This is a genomic window from Uliginosibacterium sp. 31-12 (genome assembly GCF_030548425.1).
Classification (GTDB): domain Bacteria; phylum Pseudomonadota; class Gammaproteobacteria; order Burkholderiales; family Rhodocyclaceae; genus Uliginosibacterium; species Uliginosibacterium aquaticum.
Window position 1 is genome coordinate 137429 of the sequence record NZ_JAUOOA010000001.1, and the last position, 20379, is coordinate 157807.

A 20379-nucleotide genomic window follows, 5' to 3' on the forward strand; every position below is an offset into this window, starting at 1 on the left:
GCAGATTTGATCGGGCAGAATCCCGCCTGCCAATGAATGGCAGGGGGAGAGCACTATGAAAAAACTGAATCCACAGCGTGCCTGGCCACGCGTGGTGGCAGGTGTGTTGATCGCCGCCGGAATGGGGGCCGGGGTGGCCTGGGCGGGCGAGGCCCCGGAGCTGGCCGCACAGGTGGCGGCCGGCAAGTTGCCGGCGCTGGCCCAGCGTTTGCCGGAGAAACCGGAAGTGATCAGCCAGGGCAAGCCCGGCCAGTACGGCGGAACGATTCGCTCGGCCCTGCGCGGCAATGGAGATGGCAATGCGATCCTGCGCATGATCGGGGTGCAGGGGCTCGCCCGCTGGAAGCTGGATTTCTCTGGTGTGGTACCGAATCTGGCCGAAAGCTGGAGTACTAACGCCGATGTTTCCGAATACATCTTCAAGTTGCGCCGTGGCCTGCGCTGGTCGGATGGCGCTCCTTTTACCAGCGACGACATCCTGTTCGCGGTGAATGATCTCCTGGCCAACAAGCAGTTTCTCAACGCGATGCCGGCGCAATACCAGATCAACGACAAGCCGATGCAGGTCGACAAAATCGACGAGCAGACCGTGCGCTTCAGGTTTGCCGGCACCTATCGCCAGTTCGTCGAGCAACTGGCAACGCCCTTGGGTCAACATCCGGTGATGTTCCCCAAGCACTACTGCAGCCAGTTCCACCCGAAGTACAACCCGAAGGTGGATGAGCTCATCAAGGCCGCCAGCGCCAAGGATTGGGCCCAGCTCTTGCGCATCAAGTGTGGTGAGCCTGAGGCGCCCACGCGCTGGGGCAATCCCGACAAGCCAACGTTGGACCCGTGGGTGGTGAAGGAGCCCTACAGCGGCGGCGCCACCAAGGTGCTGATGCAGCGAAATCCGTATTTCTGGCAGGTGGACAGCAAGGGCCAGCAACTGCCTTATGTGGACAAGGTCCAGTTCCAGGTGATCTCCGAGATCGAGACCATCGTGCTAGCTGCGATCAATGGCCAGCTGGACTTTCAGGTGCGGCATATCGATGCGATCCAGAATCGGCCGCTGCTTTCCGAAAATGCCGCCAAGGGCAAATACACGATCCTGAATCTGGTGCCCACGCCGACCAATTCGGGTGCCCTGTTCCTGAACTACACGACGAAGAACGCCAAGCTGCGCGAGCTGATCCGTACCAAGGATTTCCGCATCGCCCTGTCGCTCGCACTCAATCGCAAGGAGATCAACGACATCGTCTATCTGGGCCAGGGCGAGCCCTGGCAGATCGGGCCGCTGCGCCAGCATCGGCTCTACAACGAGAAGCTGGCCAAGCAATACACCGACTATGACCCCAAACAGGCCAACGCCCTGCTCGACAAGCTGGGCCTCGCCAAGCGGGATGGCGATGGTTATCGCCAGTATCCGTCGGGCGGCCGGATCAGTCTGTATCACTCGGTGATGGTGTCCTCCAGTCAGGCCATGGAAAACTCGGAGCTGATCCGCAAGCACTTCAAGGATGTGGGCATCGAACTGGTGATCCGCCCGGCCGAGCGCACCCTGCATTACGACCGCGCCAAGACCAATGATTACGATACGGTGATCGAAGGCCTCAACGGCGGCATGGATCCGACGCTGGACCCGCGTGGCTACGTGGCCGTGCATGCCACCGAATCGCGCCAGGGACTGCCCTGGGTGCGCTGGTACGAAACCCATGGCAAGGAAGGCGAAGCGCCGACCGAAAACATGCAGAAGCGCCTCAAGCTTTACGACCAGTGGATCGGTGCCCGATCGGATCGCGAGGCTGACGAGCTGTTCCGCCAGATCCTGGCCCTGTGTCAGGAAGAGTTCGAGATCATCGGCACGGTGCGCAATCCGCCCACCACCGGCATTCGCAACGCGAAGCTGATGAATGTGCCCGAGCGCTTCCCTTACGGTTGGACCTACGCTTCGCCCGGCGCCACCCTGCCGCAGCAGTTCTATTACGTGAAATAGGGCCGGGCTGCGCACATGAAAATGGCGACCCGAGGGTCGCCATTTTTGTCGCTCAGGAGTGCAGGCGCCGAGCAGCTTAGTTCGGCAGATCCGCCAGATACAGCCCCGGTTTGCCTTCGCGGTCGCTGCCGAAGAGCACCTGCTTCTCGTCCGGCGTGAAGGACGGGTGCGGATGGGTGGCCTGGGTGTTGCCCTTGTATTCGGCCCAGGTGCTGTCGTGGCGACAGATCTTGCGGTGGCTGCGACTGGCCATGTCGAAGAGGTGGATGTAAGGATCGGCCTCGAAGGCGTGGCCGTCCTTGTCTGCCACGTCACCGAGCTGGCCGGCGCCGTCGCCCACCAGCAGGCTGCCGTTGAAATTGCTCATCAGGTGCGCGCAGGGCGGCATCGCCATGATGTTCTCATTGACGAGCGTCACCGGGTCCGCTGCGCCGATGAAGCGATCCTGATCGCCCTTGGTGTAGCTCACATACATGAGCCTGGAGCCGTCCGGCACCCAGAATTCGTGCATGCAGGATTCGTGCGGCGCGTGCTCCTTCACCTTGCGTAGGTTCGTGCCGTCGGAATTGATGAACCACATGCGCGCATCGACCAGATCGTGCGGGCCTTCGTGGCAGAAGCCCATGATGCTGTCGTCGAAGGGGCGGAACATCGGGTGCCCCATGTGGCGGCGCTGGTCCAGCACGACGCGGGCTTCGCCGGTGGCGATATCGATATCCATCAGGCGCTGGCGTGGATTGACCTCGAACTGTTTGCGAAAACGCTCCCAGCCACTCACGCCGGTCACCACATCGGCCTGCAGGATTTCCATCGCTGCGATGTGCGTACAGGCGGAATTGGGCACCCAGGTGCCGGCGCCTTTCCACTCTGGCGGCACGGTATAGATGATTTTCTCTTCGAGGGTGGCGAGATCCACCCGGCGATGCTCGCGCCCGCTCTTGGTGTAGAAGAGGTACTGATCGTCGGGCGAGAGATAGGCGCCGTGATAGTTATCGCCCGTGCCCTCAGTGATCTGGCGGGCGAGGCCCGTATCCAGATCCAGCATCCAGATGTTGAACACCCCGTCGAACTCGCCACCGAAGTGCAGTTTGCGGCCATCGTTGGTGAAGCACTTCTGATAGAAGTAGTTGCGCGGGCAGGCTACGTCGGGCGGGGAGAGGCGGGTCACGCGTACGCCGGTGTCGGGGTCGCGGAATTCTTGGAAGTGAAACTGGATGCTGCGGCCTTTAGGCATGAAAGACTTCCTCCAGAGATGAAGGGGGCATTCTACCCTTGTCTGCCTAGGCTGTTTTTGAGCGGGGGCGCTGTGAAATTTCCTGTGCTGGTATGAAAAACGGGCAGTTCTCTGCAAGGAGACCCGCCCGTTTTGAGTGTGTGAAGTGATCGATCTACATCATGCCCAGCGTTTTCGGCAGCCACAATGACAGCGGCGGCCAGTAGGTGACCAATACCAGGAAAGCCAGCATGGTGAAGAGCCAAGGCCCGGTGGCTTTTGTGATTTCGGTGAGCCCCATTTTTGCGATGCCGGAGGCCACGAAGAGGTTCAGCCCTACCGGCGGTGTGCACATGCCGATTTCCATATTCACCACGATCAGGATGCCGAAGTGGACCGGATCGATGCCCAGCTTCACCGCCACAGGGAACAGGATGGGCGCCATGATCAGAACGATGGAGGAGGGTTCCATGAAGTTGCCGGCGAGTAGCAACAGGATATTGACTGCCAAAAGGAACGCGATCGGGCCCAGCCCCATGCTCATCATCCAGTCGGCCAGTTGCTGCGGCACTTGTTCGTTGGTAAGGATGAAACTGAACATCACTGCGTTGGTGATGATGTAGAGCAACATCGCACTCATATTGGCCGACGACAGCAGCACGCCCGGCACGTCCTTGAGGCGCAGATCCTTGTAAACGAATACTGCCACCACGAAGGCATACACCGCGCTCATGGCGGCGGCTTCGGTGGGCGTAAACAGACCCGAATAGATGCCGCCCATCACCACGATGATCAGTAGCAGCCCCCAGATACTGTTCCAGTAGGCGCGCCAGACTTCGAGCGACTCCCACATCAGCTCGAACCTGAAGGTCGGCGCGATCTTCGTGTAGGTTCCACAGGCCTGAATCAGCGTGAGCCAGCCGAGCATCAGTGCGACCGGGATAAAAGCGGCATAAAGCGTGGGCAGATCGCCAAAGGTCTGGATAAGGGCCACGCTGGCTGCGACCGGAACACCGAGTACGATCAGACCTACATAGACAATGCGCGTGACCCATTTGTTTTTCGTCGTCCACGGAGCGAGCGCAAGCCAGAACGTAGCGGCTAGAAACCAGCCGAAGCCTCCTAGCTTGGGCGCCAGCGCGGCAACGAAGCTGCCCAGGATCAACGGCGGCACGACGGTGAACATCAGCGCATAGAACACGCCAAACAAGCTGCCAATGGTGGCTTGCAGACCGTTGCGTTCCGGGAAGGCCATGATGCGCGGCACATTCAGGCTGCGCGCGCGCCACCAGGTCATCAGCCCTAGGAGTAAGGCCAGCACCGCACCGGGAATCACGCCGGCCATGAACAGCGCGCCGACCGAAGCATTGGTGGCCACTGCATACATCACCATCACGATGGAGGGCGGAATCAGAATGCCCAGCCCGCCTGAAACAGTGATCACGCCAGCGCCGAAATTTTTTGGAAAGCCCGCTTTCACCATTGCCGGCATCAGGATCGAACCGATCGCCACCACGGTGGCCGGACTGGAGCCGGAGACCGCTGCGAACAGCGCACAGGCCATCACCCCGGCAAGCCCTAGGCCGCCATGCCAGTGGCCGACCAGCGAGGTGGCGAAGTTGATCATGCGTTTCGCCACGCCGCCGTGAGTCAGGAAGTTGCCGGCGAGGATGAAGAAGGGGATCGCCATGATCTCGAACTTCTCGATGCCGGTGAACAGCTTCATCGCTACCGATTCAATTGGCACCTGGGTCATGGTGTAGAGGAAGGTCAGCACCGTGAGGCCGAGCGAGATCGAGATTGGCATCCCGGTGAGCATCAGGGCCAGCAGCAGTCCGAAAATGATGGCGGCGTTCATGCGCGGCTCCCTTCTGCTTCGTCGTCAAGTCCGGCGACCGCGCCGTGATCGTGATGCGGTAATTCGCCGCTGCGCCAGAAACTCCAGGCCACCTGCAGGAAGCGGAAACACATCAGCGCCGAGCCCAGCGGTACGGCCAGGAACACCGCCCAGGTGGGCCATTCCAGATCCGGCGTGACCGGACCTTCCGGCACGAATTCGGTGCTGCCGATCAGCTGGTTGTATTCGTAGTTCAGCCCGTTGCCCCACACCAGACGCGAGCCGAGCACGCAGATGATCGCGGTGAAGAGCGCGCCGGCGAAGAGGCCGAAGAGGATGAAGCGGTTGCGGATCCGTTCGGGCAGGGCGTTGATCGCCACATCCACGCCGACATGGATGCCGGTGCGCACGCCGTAGGCGGCGCCGAACTTGGCCATCCACACGAACATGATGATCGTGAGCTCTTGGGCCCAGCCAAGATGCAGGCTGAGCAGCCAGTCTTGCAGATAGGGGATTTCGATGCCGGCGAGGTAGCGGTGCACTACGGCGAGGAAGATGATCAGGGTGGCTGCACCGATCAGACTGGCGATCAGCCACTCTTCAAGATGATCGAGGATTTTCATGCGAGGCTCCTGAGCAGGGGCGAAGGGAAAAACACGAAGGGGGCTTGCGCCCCCTTCGTGCTGTGCGGCTTGATCAGGGTTTGGCCGGGTCGAAACCGGTTTCCTTGTAGACTGACTTGATCAGCTCGGTGCCGATGCGCGATTCCTGCTCTTTGTGCACCTTCACCATGACCTTCTTCAGTTCGCTGCGCTCTGCTGGCGAGAGAGCCACGACCTGGGTCTTGCCAGAGGCCTTCACCGCATCAGTGGCGTCGGCGTTTTCCTTCAAGGCAATCGCGTTGGCATAGCGAGTGGATTCATCCATGGCGCTGGAGACGATCTTCTTCAGATCGGGCGAGAGTTCGTCCCAGAACTTCTTGTTGATGATCACCGCGTAGCCCAGGTAGCCGTGGTGCGATTGCACCATGTACTTCTGCACCTCGTGCATCTTCTGGGTGTAGAAGTTCGACGGCGGGTTCTCCGTGCCATCCACCACGCCGGTCTGCAGCGCCTGATAGACCTCGGAGAAAGCCATCACCTGCGGGATCACGCCGAGGCTGCGCATCTGCGATTCGAGCACCTTCGAGGACTGGATGCGCATTTTCAACCCTTTGAAGTCCTCGGGCTTCTTGGTCAGCCTGTTGGCCGAGAAATCCTTGAAGCCGTTGTCCCAATAGGCGAGGCCGACGATGCCCTTGGGCTCTAGCTTCTTGAGCAGACTGGCACCTACCGGGCCGTTGGTGATTCGATGCAGCGCGTTGTAGTCATCGAAGATGAAGGGCAGATCGAAGAGTTCGAACTCGCGTACCCCCAGCGGGCCGAACTTGGCCAGCGACGGAGCCAGCATCTGCACAGCGCCAAGCTGGATGGCGTTCATTTCCTCGCCGTCCTTGTAGAGCTGGCTGTTGGGATAGACCTCGACCTTGAGTTTGCCTGCGGCGCGTTCATTGACGAGCTTGGCGAACTGGTCGGCCGCCTTGCCTTTGGGCGTGTCCTTGGCCACGACGTGGCTGAACTTGATGACGATGGGTTGTTGTGCGAAGGCCAGCGGGCTGGTGGCAAGTGCCATGAGGCCCAGCAACAGGGTGCGGCGGATATTCATGATGCGGTTCTCCTCTGGGGGCAGGCGATGAGCCTTCCCTTGTTTATATGCAATGCGGGCAGACTTGCATAACGCAGCTGCAGCAAGGCCTGCCGTCGGGGGTGACACAAGGCTTGATGGCAAGGATGGCTGCCAGCCCGCTTGTGCGCGGCACTTCGGACGTTGAGCGTACGAATGCGCGCAGTGTGCTCTGTGACAGATGCCGCGTGGCATCGGGGTTTTCCTGACGTGTCCCTGGTGTCACGTACGCGCGCCAGGCGAGGTGGGCGCAGAACTGCCTGTTCAGGCGGAAGAATGAGTGGTAAGCGCACAGGCTGTGCAGGACCCTGGTTGTCCGGCGGGCTGCGGTATGGCTTGGTGACAAAGGGCAGGGGGGCTGAAAGCCTTTCTGTCAGGGCTGTTTGCGCGCTTTTCCGATAGCCTGGAAAGCGATCCTAGATCGAGCGCTGCGCGCGTTTGAAAATGCTTTTGTCCTGAGTGTGGCTGCCCTTCTGGCCCGATTCCGGTGGCCTGTTGCGCGCCGTTTCGGAAGCGGGCGCGAGCCGACTGTGCGTGGGGCTGCAACATTTGTTGACGAATCTTGCCGAGCACGAGTGCGCGTGCAGGATGAGAAGGCTGCCTGCCACACTCCTCGTGAAGGCTGCGGGTGTCTTCTATGCCCTTTCGCCACGAGACGTAGATCGAGGCCTTGCAGGAGGTAATGGTTGAGCGCCGTCTGTAAGACCGACTCTTACGCGCAGCTTCTGGTTTCTCCCCAAGCCGGTGCGTGTATGCACCGTTGAGGGGTGAAAAACGACCATTGGCGGTGTGTAAATCGCCGTCTGGCAAGGTTTGTGGCGTCCGGGCCTGAAATTTGCACTGTCACGGTGCCGGCACAGCTGGCCATAAACGGAGACAGAACAATGCAAACCCCAAAACGCGCCGAGAGCCTTCTCGGCAAGTACCGCGAAATCGTGCTCGCGGTCGCTTTCTTTCTTGTGTTCGACCTCGCAGTCCTGGTCCTCAACTTCTACACCTCCTATCAGATCGCGGCGGATGCCGTGGCCATCAACCTTGCCGGCCGCCAGCGCATGCTTTCGCAACGCATGGCCAAGTCCGCCCTGATGCTGGAGGCCGGGCGTCGCGAGCAGAGCATGGAGGTGGCTGTGGCGCGCGAGCTAGGTGATGCGGTGGCACTCTTCGAGCAGAGCCTGAACGCCTTCGCCGCAGGTGGTGCGGTGAAGGGGGCGGATGGCAAGACGGTGCGCCTTGATAAGGTGAGCGATATCGATGGTCAGCGCATTCTGGGCGAGGCCAGGGCGCTGTGGCAGCCGTATAGCCAGGTGCTGCGCACGGCGGCCGATACCTTGGGCGAGACGAGCGTGATCGCCGCTGCCAGTCAGGCCCGCACCCACAATGCCCGTCTGCTGGGGCTGATGAACGAGCTCACGGTACGCCTCGAAGCCGTGGCTTCGCAGAAGGCCCAGTGGCTGCGTGAGGTGCAGACGGCCGGCATCATCTTGGCCCTGCTCAACTTTGCCTTCATCCTGGTGAAATTCATCCGCCGCCTGCGCGAGAGTGATGCGCGCTCTGCCGCGGCCGAGCGCGAAACCGCTGAAATCCTTGGCACAGTGCGCGAAGGCCTGATCCTGATTGACCGTGAATTCCGCATCGGCGGCCAGTTTTCGGCCTCTGTTTCGGGCCTGCTCGGGCGCACGGTGAGCGAGGGCGATGACTTCCGCATGATCCTGCGCGACATCCTCAGCCTGGATGACCATGAGCAGGCCATTCAGTACGCCCGCCTGCTGCTCGGGGATCGTGTCAAGGAAGCCCTGGTGCGCGAGCTCAATCCGCTGCGTGAAGTGGGCGTGCTCACCGAAAAGGGAGCCCGCTACCTGAACTTTGAATTCACGCGCGTGATGGTCGATGGCAAGCTGATCCATCTGCTCGTGACGGTGGCCGATGTGTCCGAGCTGGTGGCGCTGCGCGGCGAGCTCTCCACCGCGCGCAGCCATGCCAACGAGCAGCTCAATGTGATGCTGCGCCTGGTGCAGATGCAGCCGGCCACCTTGATGGGTTTCATTGCCGAAGCTGAAGGGGGGCTACTCGAGATCAATGATCGCCTTAAAGCCGTCAATGGCGGCCCCGGTGACTATCGCAAGCTCACCGCACAGATTTTCCGCGTGGTGCATTCGATCAAGGGCAATGCCTCGATGCTGGGGCTCGATTTTGTGGTGCGGGATGCCGATCAGTTCGAAGACTTGCTCGCTCGTCTGAGGGGGCGCGACGAGCTGTCTGGTGATGAACTGATCGGCATCTCCGTCGCCCTGCAAAAGCTCTTCGAACGCATGGGCTGGCTGCGCGGCATGGCATCCAAATACGCCGAACAGCCCGAGCAGCCACCGGCCGACTTCTGCGCCACCATCGAGGATCTGTGTAAGCGGGTAGCCAATGATTACAGCAAGGCCGTACAGGCGCGCGTTCATCTTGATCCGCTGGACATGCTGCCTCAGCAGGCGGCCAGCGCGCTGCGCGTGATTGCCGCGCAACTGGTGCGCAACGCGGTGGTGCACGGCATCGAAAGCCCGTCTGAGCGCGCGGGTGCCGGCAAGCCCACCGCCGGTGAGATCCGCATCGAGCTCTCCACCAATGGTTCCGAGCAATTCACCCTCTCGGTGCGTGACGATGGCCGCGGTCTGTGTGCCAAGCGCCTGCGCGAGCAGCTCGAATCCAGCGGCCAGCTATCTTCTGCCGAGCTCGCCGAACTCTCCGACAAGCAGGTCATCATGGCCATCTTCCGGCGCGGTTTTTCTACTGCTGACAAGGTCGATTCGCATGCCGGGCGAGGTGTAGGCCTGGATGTCGTCAATCATGCCGTGCAGCGTATCGGCGGACGCTTGCGCCTGCTCACCCAGCCCGGGCGTTACACCGAGTTCCGTGTGGAGTTCGCAGCATGATGAAACTGCTCGTCGTGGATGATTCTTCGGTGATCCGTAACCGCATCGCCCAACTCGCCACCCATCCGGATCTGCCGCGCCTCGAACTCGTGGGGACGGCCCGCCATGGCGTTGAAGCCCTGGAGCTGGCGCGCAAGCACCTGCCGGACGTGGTCACCATGGATCTGACCATGCCCAATATGGATGGCGTCACCTGCATCAAGGGGCTCGTCAAGCTCTCGCCCGAAATGCGCATCCTCGTCGTGTCTGCCCTGGGGGATCGCAAGACGGCGCTACAGGCCATGACCAACGGTGCGCACGGCTATCTGCACAAACCCTTCACCAGCGAAGAGCTGGTCGAGGGGCTCAAGGAATTGTTAAGGGACTGAACATGCGTGCCATCCAGGAACAGGAACTCAAGGCTTTCGTCGAGTCCGTCGCCCACTACTTCAAGCACTCCACCGGCGACCGCGCCGAGGTGCGCTCAGCCTTTCTGGCGGATACCGATCAGTACCTGCCTTTCTTCGACTATGCCGGCATCGTTGACGTGAGTGGCGACTGGAGTGGCAGCCTGTGCTTTGCCGCCCCGCGCGGCATGCTCTCGCACCTTCTGGTGGCGAGCGGCATGGACACCATCACGGATGCCGATCACCTCGATCTGGTGGGCGAGATTGCCAACATGTTCTCCGGCCGTGCCCGCAAGGAGCTGGGTGAGGGGCTGGAAATCTCGGTGCCGCGCCGTGCGGCCGGTATTGCCTTCAAACCGTCCAGCGAACCGCGTCCTTATGTGGTGCCGCTCTCCTGGCATGGCTTTGACGCCATGGTGGTGGTGGATCTGAAGACCGGGCGGCAATGAGCTGACATCGCCTTAAAGGGCAAGGGTAATCCCGATGCTTTAAAAGCAGCACGGGTGTCCGTTAAAGCAGAAAGGTGCTCCGCCTGAGCGCCTATCTGACAAGGGATCCTTTGATGTCCGATGTGCCACGCGCAAATCCAAGCTCGCCCGTATGGGTCCGTCTGGTGGGTTGCATCGGCCTGATGATCCTGTTCGCTTGGGCTGTGAGCATCTACTGGACGCATGCCGAGCAGCAGGCCATGGCTCAACGGCAAGCCGAAAAATTTGCCGAAAGCGTGCATCAGATGACTATGGCGGCACTCACGGCCATGATGATCACCGGCACCGTGGGGGAGCGTGCGGCTTATCTTGATCAGGTTGCCAATGCCCGAGATGTGAGCCGTTTGCGTGTTATCCGGGCGGATGCGGTGGCCCGGCAGTTCGGGCCCGGCACCGCTACGCCTCTCAAGCCTGACGCAGATGAGGCCGCTGTTCTTGCCAGTGCTCAGCCACTCTACCGGCACGATCCGGTGGCAGAGGAGTTGGTGGCTGTGCTGCCTGCCATTGCTCAGCGTGATTATCTGGGCAAGAACTGCCTGAGCTGTCATGCATTGGCCAAGCAGGGGGAGGTGCTTGGGGTGGTGAGCATGCGTATTTCGCTGAAAGAGGCTGGGCATACCGCGAATCTTTTTACCGCCAAACTGATCGGGCTCGCTCTTTTGCTGGGTATTCCCGTTCTGGGGTTCGTCTATTACTTTGTACGGCGCGTGGTGAGTCTTCCGCTCGCGGCCATGACCCAAGGCCTGAGCACCATCGCCAGTGGGGATGCTGATCTGCGGGCACGCCTGCCGGTAGGGCGAGAAGATGAGATCGGCCGGGCCGCACTGGCTTTCAATCAGCTCATGGAAACTTTTCAGGGTTTGATTCGCTGCACCGGAGAGGTCGCCGGGAAGGTTTCGCAGGCGTCGCGTGACTTGGCCAGCCACGCTTCGGACCTGATGGATGCGGCACATGCCCAGAACGAGCGCTCTCAGGAGGCGGCCAACTCGGTCGAGCAGATCACGACTCAGGTCGAAGTCGTGTCTGCCAGCGCGGACCGTGTGAGGCAGGATTCGTTGGCGAGCCAGTCCGAATCCCGGCAGGGCAATCAGCGGGTCCGTACCCTGGTTCAGGATATTCGTACCGTCGAGCATGCGGTGAGCCAGATAGCCTCTGCCGCAGATGAATTCGTGACCAGTACTGATGCAATCACCCATCTCTCAGGTGAGGTCAAGGAAATTGCCGAGCAGACCAACATGCTCGCCCTCAATGCTGCGATCGAAGCGGCACGCGCCGGGGAGCAGGGGCGTGGCTTTGCCGTGGTGGCCGATGAAGTGCGCAAGCTGGCCGAGAAGTCGGCCCATGCGGCTTTTCAGATCAACAAGGTGGCAGGCGGGATTGCTGAGCGTTCAGGCACGGTGCGTGGTTCCATCCGTGACGGAGGCGCGCGCCTGGCCAGCAGTGTGCAGGCTCTGGATCAGGTGGCTGCGGCGCTGGCTACCGCGAGTGAGGGGGTGGATCGTGTGTGCTCGGGGCTGAACGAGATCTCTGCCGCATCCCATGAACAGCTTGCCGCATCGCAGGCCATCAACCAGGTCATGGATGAGATCGCCTCAAGTGCCCGCAACAACGATCAGTCCATTGTGGATACTCTGCGCGAGACCCGGACACTGGAAGTTCTGGCGGGCCAGCTGCAAGGCGAGATCGGGCGCTTCCGGTTCTGAGCGGTCATCACGAGCTGCTCTGCCGGATCGCCGGGCCGGCCTTCCGGGCTACAATCGGCAGCCTGATTCACCCCCTGCTGCGCTGTGCCATGAGCCTCCCCATCGACCAAGAACCCGACATGTTTGCAGACGAGCCCGTTCAGGCGCCTCATGCTGAGGCCCCGGCCGAGCCCGCCGCACCGCCTCCGCCGCCAGCCTTGCCGACACTTGCCGAGCTGCCGGACGATCACCTGCCGATCGCGGCCTTTGCCGAGCGTGCCTATCTGGCTTACGCCATGAGCGTGGTGCGTGGCCGCGCTCTCCCGCAGGTGGAAGATGGTTTGAAGCCGGTGCAGCGGCGCATCCTCTACACCATGCACCGCATGCGCCTGGCGCCCGGCTCCAAGCCGGTGAAGTCCGCCCGCGTGGTGGGGGATGTGATGGGTAAATTGCATCCGCACGGCGATTCCTCGATCTACGACGCTTCGGTGCGCCTGGCGCAGGATTTCTCGCTGCGCTACCCGCTGATTGATGGCCAGGGTAACTTCGGCTCGCGCGATGGCGATGGCGCGGCAGCGATGCGTTACACCGAAATGCGCCTCACGCCGCTGGCCGAGCTGCTGCTCTCCGAGATCGAGATGGGTACGGTGGATTTCGTGCCCAACTACGATGGCGGCGACGAGGAGCCCAAGCTTCTGCCGGCGCGCCTGCCGATGCTGCTGCTCAATGGCTCCTCCGGCATTGCCGTGGGCATGGCCACTGAGTGCCCGCCGCACAATCTGCGCGAGGTGGCCGCGGCCGCCCAGCTGCTGATCAAGAAACCTGAAGCGACGCTGGACGAGATCCGTGCTGTGCTGCCAGCGCCGGATTTTCCCGGCGGCGGCCAGATCATCTCGCCGGATTCGGTTATCCGCGATGCCTATGAATCCGGTCGCGGCTCGATCCGCATGCGCGCGCGCTGGCGTGTCGAAACCTTGGCGCGTGGCGCCTGGCGCGTGATTGTTGAAGAGCTGCCGCATGGTGTGTCGAGCTCGAAGATCCTGTCCGAGATCGAAGCGGTCACCAATCCGCAGCCCAAGGCTGGCAAGAAGGAAGTCAGTCAGGACGAGAAGAACAACAAGGCGCTGCTGCTCGGTGTGCTCGATGCCGCGCGCGACGAGAGTTCCGATCTCGCCCCGGTGCGCCTCGTGCTGGAGCCGAAGACGCGCACTCAGACGCCCGAGGAAATGATGCGTGTGCTGCTCGCGCATACCAGTCTCGAAGCCTCTGTCTCGATGAACTTCACGGTGATCGGGCTGGATGGCCGCCCGGCGCAGAAGGGGCTGCGCACCCTGATCCGCGAGTGGATCGAGTTCCGCTTCACCACCGTCGAGCGCCGCACGCAACACCGCCTGGGGCAGGTCGAACGTCGCATCCACATCCTTGAAGGCCGCCAGATCGCCTGGCTGCACATCGATGAAGTGATCAAGGTGATCCGCGAAGCGGACGAGCCCAAGGCTGAGCTGATCGCGCGTTTCGGCCTCTCCGAGATGCAGGCCGAGGACATTCTCGAAATCCGCCTGCGTCAGCTCGCCAAGCTCGAATACATCGCCATCGAGAAGGAACTCGCCGGTCTGCGTGATGAAAGCGCCGGTCTGCGCGAGATCCTCGAGAACCGCAGCGTCATGACCCGCCTGATCCTCAAGGAGATCAGCGAGGACACCAAGAAGCATGGCGACGAGCGTCGCACTCTGGTTGAAGCTGCCCTCTCCGTGGCCGCTGTCGAAGCCCCGGTGCTGGATGAGCCGGTCACCGTGCTGTTGTCGAAAAACGGCTGGGTGCGTACCCGTCAGGGTCACGGCATCGATCCGCAGACGCTCTCCTGGAAGAGCGGCGATTCCGCCTTCCTGGTGGCCGAAGCGCGCACCCCCTGGCCCCTGATCCTGATCGACACGACCGGCCGGGCCTATTCCGTGCGCATCAGTGATCTGCCGGGTGGGCGTGGCGACGGTGTGCCGCTCACCACCCTGATCGAGCTCCAGCCTGGTGCCCGTGTGGCCCAGGCGATTGCTGCCGATCCGGCGAGCGACTGGTTCTTTGCCAACTCCGGCAGTTATGGCTTCATTGCCCGGCTTGAAGATCTCGTCACCCGCCAGCGGGCCGGCAAGGCCTTCATGACGCTCGAGGATAAGGAAAGCGTGCTCGTCCCGGCCCGCGTCGAAGGCGACTGGCTGGCCGCAGCTTCCGGCAATGGCCGGCTGCTGTATTTCCCGCGTGCCGAGATGAAGGTGATGCCGCGCGGGCGCGGCATGATCGTGATGGGGCTGGATGAGAAGGAAGAGCTCTGCGCCATTGCTTGCCCGCCGACCGACGCTGTGGTCGTGATCGGCTCCGGTCGCGGCGGCAAGGATGTCGAGCTGCTGGTAAAGGGCGTGGCGCTCGAGGCCTGCCGTGGCAAGCGTGCGAGGAAGGGTGGCACGCTCACGCCGAAGGTCAAACCGGTCGCGCTCAAGAACCCTGCCTGAAGCCGCTTCGCCCGCAGCTGACCGGGTTTGCCGGGCCTGCGGGCGTTGCGGTTTGAGGGTCTGGCAAAGCCCGCTTGCCGGATTTCGGCGATGCGTTCAGAGTCGAACGCTCCTTCGCCTCTTCCTTGCATCACGCCATGACTCTTGCCGTTGCCATCTACCTGTTTCCGGACGCTGAAGTGCTGGACTTCGCCGGGCCATATGAAGTGTTCACGACGGCCAGCCGCGTGCACAAGCGCCGTGTGCCGGAGGCTGAAGAGTTGTTCCGGGTTTTCACGGTGGCGGCCACGCCGGGCCTGGTGCGAGCGCGGGCCGGCATGGAAGTGAAGGCGGATTTTGGGTTCGACACCCATCCGCCGCTGGACCTTCTGATCGTGCCCGGCGGCGTGGTGACGCAGGAGCTGGAGCGCCCCGGCCTCACTGAATGGATCCAGCGCAACCATGCCATGACCCGGATTACTGCCTCGGTGTGTACCGGGGCCTTCCTGCTTGCCCAGGCCGGCTTGCTTGAAGGTTTGCAGGCGACGACGCACTGGGAGGATGTACCTGATTTGCGTGCGATGTTCCCGGCGCTGCAGGTACTGGAAGGGCGGCGCTGGGTGGATCAGGGGCGGGTGGTGACTTCAGCCGGCATTTCGGCGGGTATCGACATGAGCCTGCATCTGGTCGAGCGCCTGGCAGGGCGTGAGCTGGCCCTGGCGACGGCGCGGCAGATGGAGGTGGATTGGTCTCAAAACTGAGTCTTCGGGTTTTACCGGATAACCCGTATGGGTATGGTTCTCGGTAACACCTTCGTGTGGAAAGGCTTTGCCCGACCAGTGGTGCTTATGAACCTGTTGGCTCCCGACGAACTGCGGCTGACAGGCTGATCTGCCTTGCTAGGATGCAGGGCCGCTTTTTCTCCGGGAACGAAGTGGAGGGCGAAGTGGCGCAGCACAACAAGACTGAGCATCAGCTTCCGCATTTCTTCAGGAGACAATCCATGCACGTTTCAAAACTTGCGCTGGGCTTCGCAGCCTTTGCGCTCATCGGTACGGCTTCGGCCGCCAATCGCCCGAGCGGCTATGTCACGATCTGTTCCGAGGGCAAAACCTGTTCCGTGGACGCGACGACAAACGTGGCTTTCGGCCGCGCGGACAAGTTCTTCTACAAATCCATCAGCGGCAGTTTCGCGTGTAACGAGGCCACTTTTGGCGGCCGTATTGCGGGCGGCGTGAATGAGTGCTCGGTGCCCTCCGGCTCCGCCTCCAGTTCGAGCAAGTCGAGCGCAGCTTCGTCAGCCAGCTCCTCTGTCGCTTCCAGTGCGGCCTCTTCGGCCGCTTCGAGCAAGTCCAGCGTCGCTTCGTCGGCGGCCAGTTCCGCCACTTCGAGCAACGCTTCGGTGCCGATCCCGGGCTGGACCGGCCCGGTCAACGTCTGTGAGCCGGGGGCGCTGGTCTACAACACCACCCTGGATTGCGGCGGCAAGCGCATCGGCCTCGCCTGTGCCGGCAGTAGTGAGACTCAGCCGGCGGTGATGACCGTGATCAACGCCACCCTGAAGAATGTGGTGATCCCGGCGGGCGGCGGCTCGGACGGTATTCACTGCGGTTGGGGCAGCCTGGGCAATGGCCGTGGCACCAACGTTCAGGGCGGTACCTGCAATCTCGAGAATGTGGTGTGGGAAGCGGTGTGTGAGGATGCAGCTTCGATCGGCAACGGTCAGAAGGGCACCGTGATGAACATCAAGGGGGGCAGTGCGGCCAATGCGAGCGACAAGGTGTTCCAGAACAATGGCATCAACTCGACGCTGAACGTGGATAACTTCACCACCACCGGATCGATCGGCAAGCTGTCGCGCGCCTGCGGTGATTGCACCGACAACGGTGGCCCACGTTTCTTCAACATCAACAACGTGAAGATGGAGAAGGTCTCCACCGTGATCGGGGTGAACAGCAACTATGGCGACAAGGCCACGCTGCGCAACATCCAGATCAAGGGCTACAAGGTCGGCAGCCCGAAGGTGTGCGTGACCTATGTAGGGGTGCAGAAGGGCAATGGTTCGTCCTCAAGCATCGGTGAAGAGTGGAACAGCGCTTCCTGCGATGTCTCCAAGACCGATGTGACCTCCTACTGAGCCTTGCCGCGTGCGGGTGATCCGCTCACCCGTTTGCAGACAACCCCCGGCTCATGTGAGACGGGGGTTTTTCTTTGAGGGGAAGGCTTGATGATCTGTTTGCGTGGTGTACTGGCCATGTTGATGGGCTGTTTGCTGGCGCCTGGCATTGCGCAGGCCGAAGCCGTCTTCAACAGTCGCCCGGTGCTCAATCCGTCCTTGTTCACCGGCTTGCCGCTGGTGCGGAGTGGCAGCCTGCTGATTGCCGGCAGCGATGGCAGCCTCCTGCGCAGTGCCGATGGTGGTCAGCACTGGCAGGCAGCGCAGCGCCCGCCACTGAGCGAGGCTATCGTCAGGATCGCGCAGGACAAGGCTTCTGCAACCCTGATCGCGGCGGGCGCGGCCAATGGCATGTTGCGCTCGACGGATGATGGTCGCAGCTGGGCTTTGCAAGCGGTGGCGCTGCCGGCGCGCATGCGTGCCCTCGCGCAATCGCCCCGTACCGGAAGCTGGATCGCGGTGGGCGAGGGCGGGGCGATCCGTTCTGCCGATAGCGGCCTCCACTGGCAGCGTCTGCCTTTGCCTCGGCCGGAAAAGCTCGGTGAGGTGCTGGCCCTGCCGGAGGGCAGCTATCTCGCAGGGGGCGAGAACGGAGTGCTGCTGCGCTCGGTAGATGATGGCCTGAACTGGCTGCTGGTGCGGGGGGGAGGTCAGGCGGCGGTGGTGAGCCTGCAGCATGTGCCGGCCTTGCGCACTACCCTGGCCCTGCTGGCCGATGGCAGCGTGCTGCTGAGCCGTGATGGGGGCCGTCGCTGGGCGCAGGCCCGGAGTGGTGTCACCGACTATCTTTCCGGCTTTGCCTGGGATCCCGTCCGCAAGCGTCTGCTGATAGCCACGGCAGCAGGCAGCGTGTTGCGCTCGGACGATGCGGGCCGCACCTGGCAACAGGCGGCGACAGGTGCCGGGCTCTATATCAATCATCTGGTGTATGTGCCGGCCAATGGCGCCTTGCTGGCAAGCGGTGAGGCGGGCGTGCTGCGCCGCTCGGAGGATGGCGGCGTCAGCTGGCAGCAGGTGATGTTGCCGACCCGTGATCGCCTGAGCCACATTCTGGTGGCGGATCAGATCCTGATCGGGCTGGGCGAATTTGGCGCTGTGCTGCGCTCGGCAGATGCCGGGGCCAGCTGGCAGGAACTGCAGCCGCCGCTGCGCATGTATGTGCACGATGTGCAGCGCTCGGCTGATGGCCGTGCCCTGGTGGGGGTTGGCCCGCAAGGCTGGGTCATCCGTTCGGAAGACGATGGGCGCAGCTGGCAGCCCTTGCCGCTGGGGCTGGGGCTGGATGTCTATCTGCTGAGCATGGCGAGGGACCCGGCTTCCGGTGCGCTGATCGCTGGTGGGCCTCCGGGCAGCCTGATCCGTGCCGAGGGTGATGGCCGCGATTGGCTGTCGGTACTGGCCATCAATAGTGCAGCACGCGGCTCTTTTCAGAAGCTGCTGGCCCATCCACAGGATGGCAGCCTGCTGGCGCTGGCCAGCCCCGGCACGGTGATGCGCTCGGCCGATGGCGGGCGCAGCTGGCAGGCGACGGACGCGCGCACCGAACCACATCTGTACGACGTGGCGGCCTCCGCGCTGGATCGCAGTTGGGTGGCCGTGGGGCGTGCCGGCAGCATCCAGTTCAGCCGCGATGGGGGCCAGCATTGGCAGGCAGGGGACAGTGGGGTGAGCACATCACTCTTTGCCGTGGCTTTCGTGGCCGGCCCGCCGGGGCGTGAGGGCGAAGGTTTTTTCCTCGCCGCAGGCGCCGATGGCCGGCTGTTGCGCTCGGCTGATGCGGGCGTCAGCTGGCAGGCGCTGGCTTCAGTCAGCCCGGCTGCGTTGCGTTACATCCTCCACGATCGTGCCCGTGACCTGCTGATCGTGAGTGGGGATCAGGGCACGCTGTTGCGCTCGGCCGATCGTGGTATCACCTGGACACAAATCCCCAGCGGAACCGATCAGGCCTTGCGCCAGCCTGTGCTGGATCGCAGGGGCGCAATCCATGTGCCGGGGCGGGGCGGCGTGCTCTTGAGCTCGGCGGATGCAGGTCTGGGCTGGCGCCGGATTCCGACTTCGACGGCCGCGCATCTGAAGGGCGTATTCGAATTGCCGGGCGGGGAGGGGCTGCTGGTCTATGGTGACCGACTGCTCCGGATCGAACCCTGAGAGGCTGTTCACGATCTGTAGCGAGAGGCCGTCAGCGGGGTGAAGAGCAGCGCAGGGACCGGAGTTTATGTCGATAAATGAGCGCATGAGCCCCGATCACGGCCTCGCAGTAAGATCATGAACAGCCTCTGAGCGCTGCGGGGCGATCTGTCGTCTCATCCCTGGCGGCATGAAAACGCTGGGGCATGAGCGGGTGCTCAGAAGGGCCCGCGTAGGGGGTGTTCGGTCCTGGGAGGCGTATCCAGATGGGCACGCTCCTCGCGGCAAGCCAGTCCGCCCATTTCGTATTCGCGGCACACATCCGGGCGGCGTTCGTAGATCGTGCACAGCAGCGTGTCGCGGTCGAGCGCCACGCACCAGCCATCCTCCAGCCGGCGCATCACTTCGCCCCCCCATTCGTCTTCATGGGTCAGGTGGCGCGGCACGTTGTCATCGCCCATCAGGATGACTTCGAGCTGGCAACAGCAGGCCCGGCAGGTGGCGCAAGTGATTTCCGGCGTGGCATTCATGGCCGGCATTGTCCCACGCAAGGCGAGTCGCCGCCGCGCTGTGGCGGGTGAAACTCAGAAAGGGCTGGCGCAAGGCTGTTTACTGTATAAAATTACAGTTACTCGTCCTTCGCCTGTCTGCCGCCGCCGTCTTTGTGAGGGCGGGATTTGTCGCCATGTCCATGCCCGTTCCGCTCGATGAAGTCCTGCTGCGCCCCGATGTCTGGCGGGGAGATCGCTTTGCGCCCAACGAGGCCGGCGAAGTGGCCAGCGGCTTCGCAGCGCTGGATGCCGAACTTCCAGGCGGGGGCTGGCCGCGCGGCGCGCTCACCGAGTTGTTGCCAGCGCAGCGTGGCATTGGCGAGCTGGCCCTTCTGCAGCCGGCTTTGCGCAGCTGTGCCGAGGACGCGCCGGTGGCGCTGGTGGCGCCCCCCTGGCTGCCGCATGCTCCGGCCTGGGCGGCGGCGCTGCCGCTGGAGCGCTTGCTGCTGGTGGAGGCAAGCGGGCGCGAGGCCGCCTGGGCCGCCGAGGCCTTGCTGGCCAGTGGTGCGCTGGGGGCCTTGCTGCTGTGGCTGCCGGCGCAGGTCGATGCGCGCAGCCTCCGGCGCCTGCAACTGGCGGCGGAAGGCCATCGCGCGCCGGCCTTCGTTTTCCGCCCGCCGGCGCTGGCGCGCACAGCTTCGCCGGCACCACTGCGCCTGACCCTGAGTGCGGCGCCGCAAGGCTTGCGGGTGGAGTTGCTGAAGCGGCGCGGTCCGCCGTGTAGCAAACCGCTGGTGCTTTCGGTGGCACGACCGGTGGCGCCGCGTCCGGTGCCGCAGGCCGAGCCGATTTCATTGCGGCCGCAACGGGTGCGGGTGTGA

15 protein-coding genes are annotated in these 20379 nt (G+C 62.8%); 10 read left to right on the forward strand and 5 right to left on the reverse strand.

All coding sequences use genetic code 11. The annotated features are described in order from the left end of the window. Positions 1–55 precede the first annotated feature (55 nt). Positions 56–1975 (forward strand): ABC transporter substrate-binding protein, encoded by a 1920-nt coding sequence (locus Q3Y64_RS00680; protein WP_303559413.1) that lies wholly within the window; start codon positions 56–58, stop codon positions 1973–1975. A 76-nt stretch (positions 1976–2051) separates the two neighbouring features. Here Q3Y64_RS00680 and Q3Y64_RS00685 read toward each other — a convergent pair whose 3' ends face one another. The 4 genes from Q3Y64_RS00685 to Q3Y64_RS00700 form a co-directional block, all read right to left on the reverse strand. Next, positions 2052–3209, reverse strand: a complete 1158-nt coding sequence (locus Q3Y64_RS00685) for an oligogalacturonate lyase family protein (RefSeq protein ID WP_303559416.1) — start codon at positions 3207–3209, stop codon at positions 2052–2054. 154 nt (positions 3210–3363) lie between these two features. Continuing rightward, a complete protein-coding gene (locus tag Q3Y64_RS00690; protein WP_303559418.1) occupies positions 3364–5046 on the reverse strand; it encodes a TRAP transporter large permease in 1683 nt (560 codons plus the stop codon). Then, positions 5043–5648, reverse strand: a complete 606-nt coding sequence (locus tag Q3Y64_RS00695) for a TRAP transporter small permease (protein ID WP_101942356.1) — start codon at positions 5646–5648, stop codon at positions 5043–5045. Before Q3Y64_RS00695 ends, Q3Y64_RS00690 begins: the two co-directional genes overlap by 4 nt. Positions 5649–5721: 73 nt before the next feature. Continuing rightward, positions 5722–6729: a TRAP transporter substrate-binding protein gene (locus Q3Y64_RS00700; protein WP_101942357.1), complete on the reverse strand. Its 1008-nt coding sequence runs from the start codon at positions 6727–6729 to the stop codon at positions 5722–5724. A gap of 902 nt (positions 6730–7631) precedes the next feature. Here Q3Y64_RS00700 and Q3Y64_RS00705 point away from each other — a divergent pair. From Q3Y64_RS00705 to Q3Y64_RS00740, 8 genes are all read left to right on the forward strand, one after another. Then, on the forward strand, positions 7632–9665 hold the full coding sequence (locus Q3Y64_RS00705) for an ATP-binding protein (RefSeq protein WP_101942358.1): 2034 nt from the start codon (positions 7632–7634) through the stop codon (positions 9663–9665). Continuing rightward, positions 9662–10033, forward strand: a complete 372-nt coding sequence (locus Q3Y64_RS00710) for a response regulator (protein WP_101942359.1) — start codon at positions 9662–9664, stop codon at positions 10031–10033. Before Q3Y64_RS00705 ends, Q3Y64_RS00710 begins: the two co-directional genes overlap by 4 nt. A 2-nt stretch (positions 10034–10035) precedes the next feature. Continuing rightward, positions 10036–10500: a chemotaxis protein CheX gene (locus Q3Y64_RS00715; protein WP_101942360.1), complete on the forward strand. Its 465-nt coding sequence runs from the start codon at positions 10036–10038 to the stop codon at positions 10498–10500. Positions 10501–10613: 113 nt separating this feature from the next. Further along, complete coding sequence (locus Q3Y64_RS00720) at positions 10614–12242, forward strand: methyl-accepting chemotaxis protein (protein WP_303559425.1); 1629 nt, start codon at positions 10614–10616, stop codon at positions 12240–12242. Between the two features lie 89 nt (positions 12243–12331). Beyond that, positions 12332–14725, forward strand: coding sequence for a DNA topoisomerase IV subunit A (gene parC, locus Q3Y64_RS00725; protein ID WP_101942362.1), 2394 nt, complete (start codon positions 12332–12334; stop codon positions 14723–14725). A 137-nt stretch (positions 14726–14862) separates the two neighbouring features. Continuing rightward, positions 14863–15465, forward strand: coding sequence for a DJ-1/PfpI family protein (locus Q3Y64_RS00730; RefSeq protein WP_101942763.1), 603 nt, complete (start codon positions 14863–14865; stop codon positions 15463–15465). 242 nt (positions 15466–15707) lie between these two features. Next, positions 15708–16841 carry a pectate lyase gene (locus Q3Y64_RS00735; protein ID WP_303559429.1) on the forward strand — a complete coding sequence of 378 codons (1134 nt, stop codon included), beginning with the start codon at positions 15708–15710 and terminating at the stop codon, positions 16839–16841. Positions 16842–16931: 90 nt separating this feature from the next. Beyond that, entirely contained in the window at positions 16932–19028 is a 2097-nt protein-coding gene (locus tag Q3Y64_RS00740; RefSeq protein ID WP_303559430.1) for a YCF48-related protein, read from the forward strand. Between the two features lie 197 nt (positions 19029–19225). Here Q3Y64_RS00740 and Q3Y64_RS00745 read toward each other — a convergent pair whose 3' ends face one another. Further along, complete coding sequence (locus Q3Y64_RS00745; RefSeq protein WP_254048222.1) at positions 19226–19537, reverse strand: YkgJ family cysteine cluster protein; 312 nt, start codon at positions 19535–19537, stop codon at positions 19226–19228. A gap of 155 nt (positions 19538–19692) precedes the next feature. Here Q3Y64_RS00745 and imuA point away from each other — a divergent pair, with 155 nt between their 5' ends. Beyond that, complete coding sequence (gene imuA, locus Q3Y64_RS00750) at positions 19693–20379, forward strand: translesion DNA synthesis-associated protein ImuA (RefSeq protein ID WP_303559435.1); 687 nt, start codon at positions 19693–19695, stop codon at positions 20377–20379.

Bases quoted from the DNA above. Each gene is read 5' to 3' on its own strand.
- Q3Y64_RS00745 (WP_254048222.1), bottom strand. From the start codon at position 19,537: ATGAATGCCACGCCGGAAATCACTTGCGCCACCTGCCGGGCCTGCTGT.
- Q3Y64_RS00735 (WP_303559429.1), top strand. From the start codon at position 15,708: ATGCACGTTTCAAAACTTGCGCTGGGCTTCGCAGCCTTTGCGCTCATC.
- Q3Y64_RS00705 (WP_101942358.1), top strand. From the start codon at position 7,632: ATGCAAACCCCAAAACGCGCCGAGAGCCTTCTCGGCAAGTACCGCGAA.
- Q3Y64_RS00720 (WP_303559425.1), top strand. From the start codon at position 10,614: ATGTCCGATGTGCCACGCGCAAATCCAAGCTCGCCCGTATGGGTCCGT.
- Q3Y64_RS00730 (WP_101942763.1), top strand. From the start codon at position 14,863: ATGACTCTTGCCGTTGCCATCTACCTGTTTCCGGACGCTGAAGTGCTG.
- Q3Y64_RS00685 (WP_303559416.1), bottom strand. From the start codon at position 3,209: ATGCCTAAAGGCCGCAGCATCCAGTTTCACTTCCAAGAATTCCGCGAC.
- Q3Y64_RS00710 (WP_101942359.1), top strand. From the start codon at position 9,662: ATGATGAAACTGCTCGTCGTGGATGATTCTTCGGTGATCCGTAACCGC.
- imuA (WP_303559435.1), top strand. From the start codon at position 19,693: ATGTCCATGCCCGTTCCGCTCGATGAAGTCCTGCTGCGCCCCGATGTC.
- Q3Y64_RS00740 (WP_303559430.1), top strand. From the start codon at position 16,932: ATGATCTGTTTGCGTGGTGTACTGGCCATGTTGATGGGCTGTTTGCTG.
- Q3Y64_RS00715 (WP_101942360.1), top strand. From the start codon at position 10,036: ATGCGTGCCATCCAGGAACAGGAACTCAAGGCTTTCGTCGAGTCCGTC.
- Q3Y64_RS00700 (WP_101942357.1), bottom strand. From the start codon at position 6,729: ATGAATATCCGCCGCACCCTGTTGCTGGGCCTCATGGCACTTGCCACC.
- Q3Y64_RS00695 (WP_101942356.1), bottom strand. From the start codon at position 5,648: ATGAAAATCCTCGATCATCTTGAAGAGTGGCTGATCGCCAGTCTGATC.
- Q3Y64_RS00680 (WP_303559413.1), top strand. From the start codon at position 56: ATGAAAAAACTGAATCCACAGCGTGCCTGGCCACGCGTGGTGGCAGGT.
- parC (WP_101942362.1), top strand. From the start codon at position 12,332: ATGAGCCTCCCCATCGACCAAGAACCCGACATGTTTGCAGACGAGCCC.
- Q3Y64_RS00690 (WP_303559418.1), bottom strand. From the start codon at position 5,046: ATGAACGCCGCCATCATTTTCGGACTGCTGCTGGCCCTGATGCTCACC.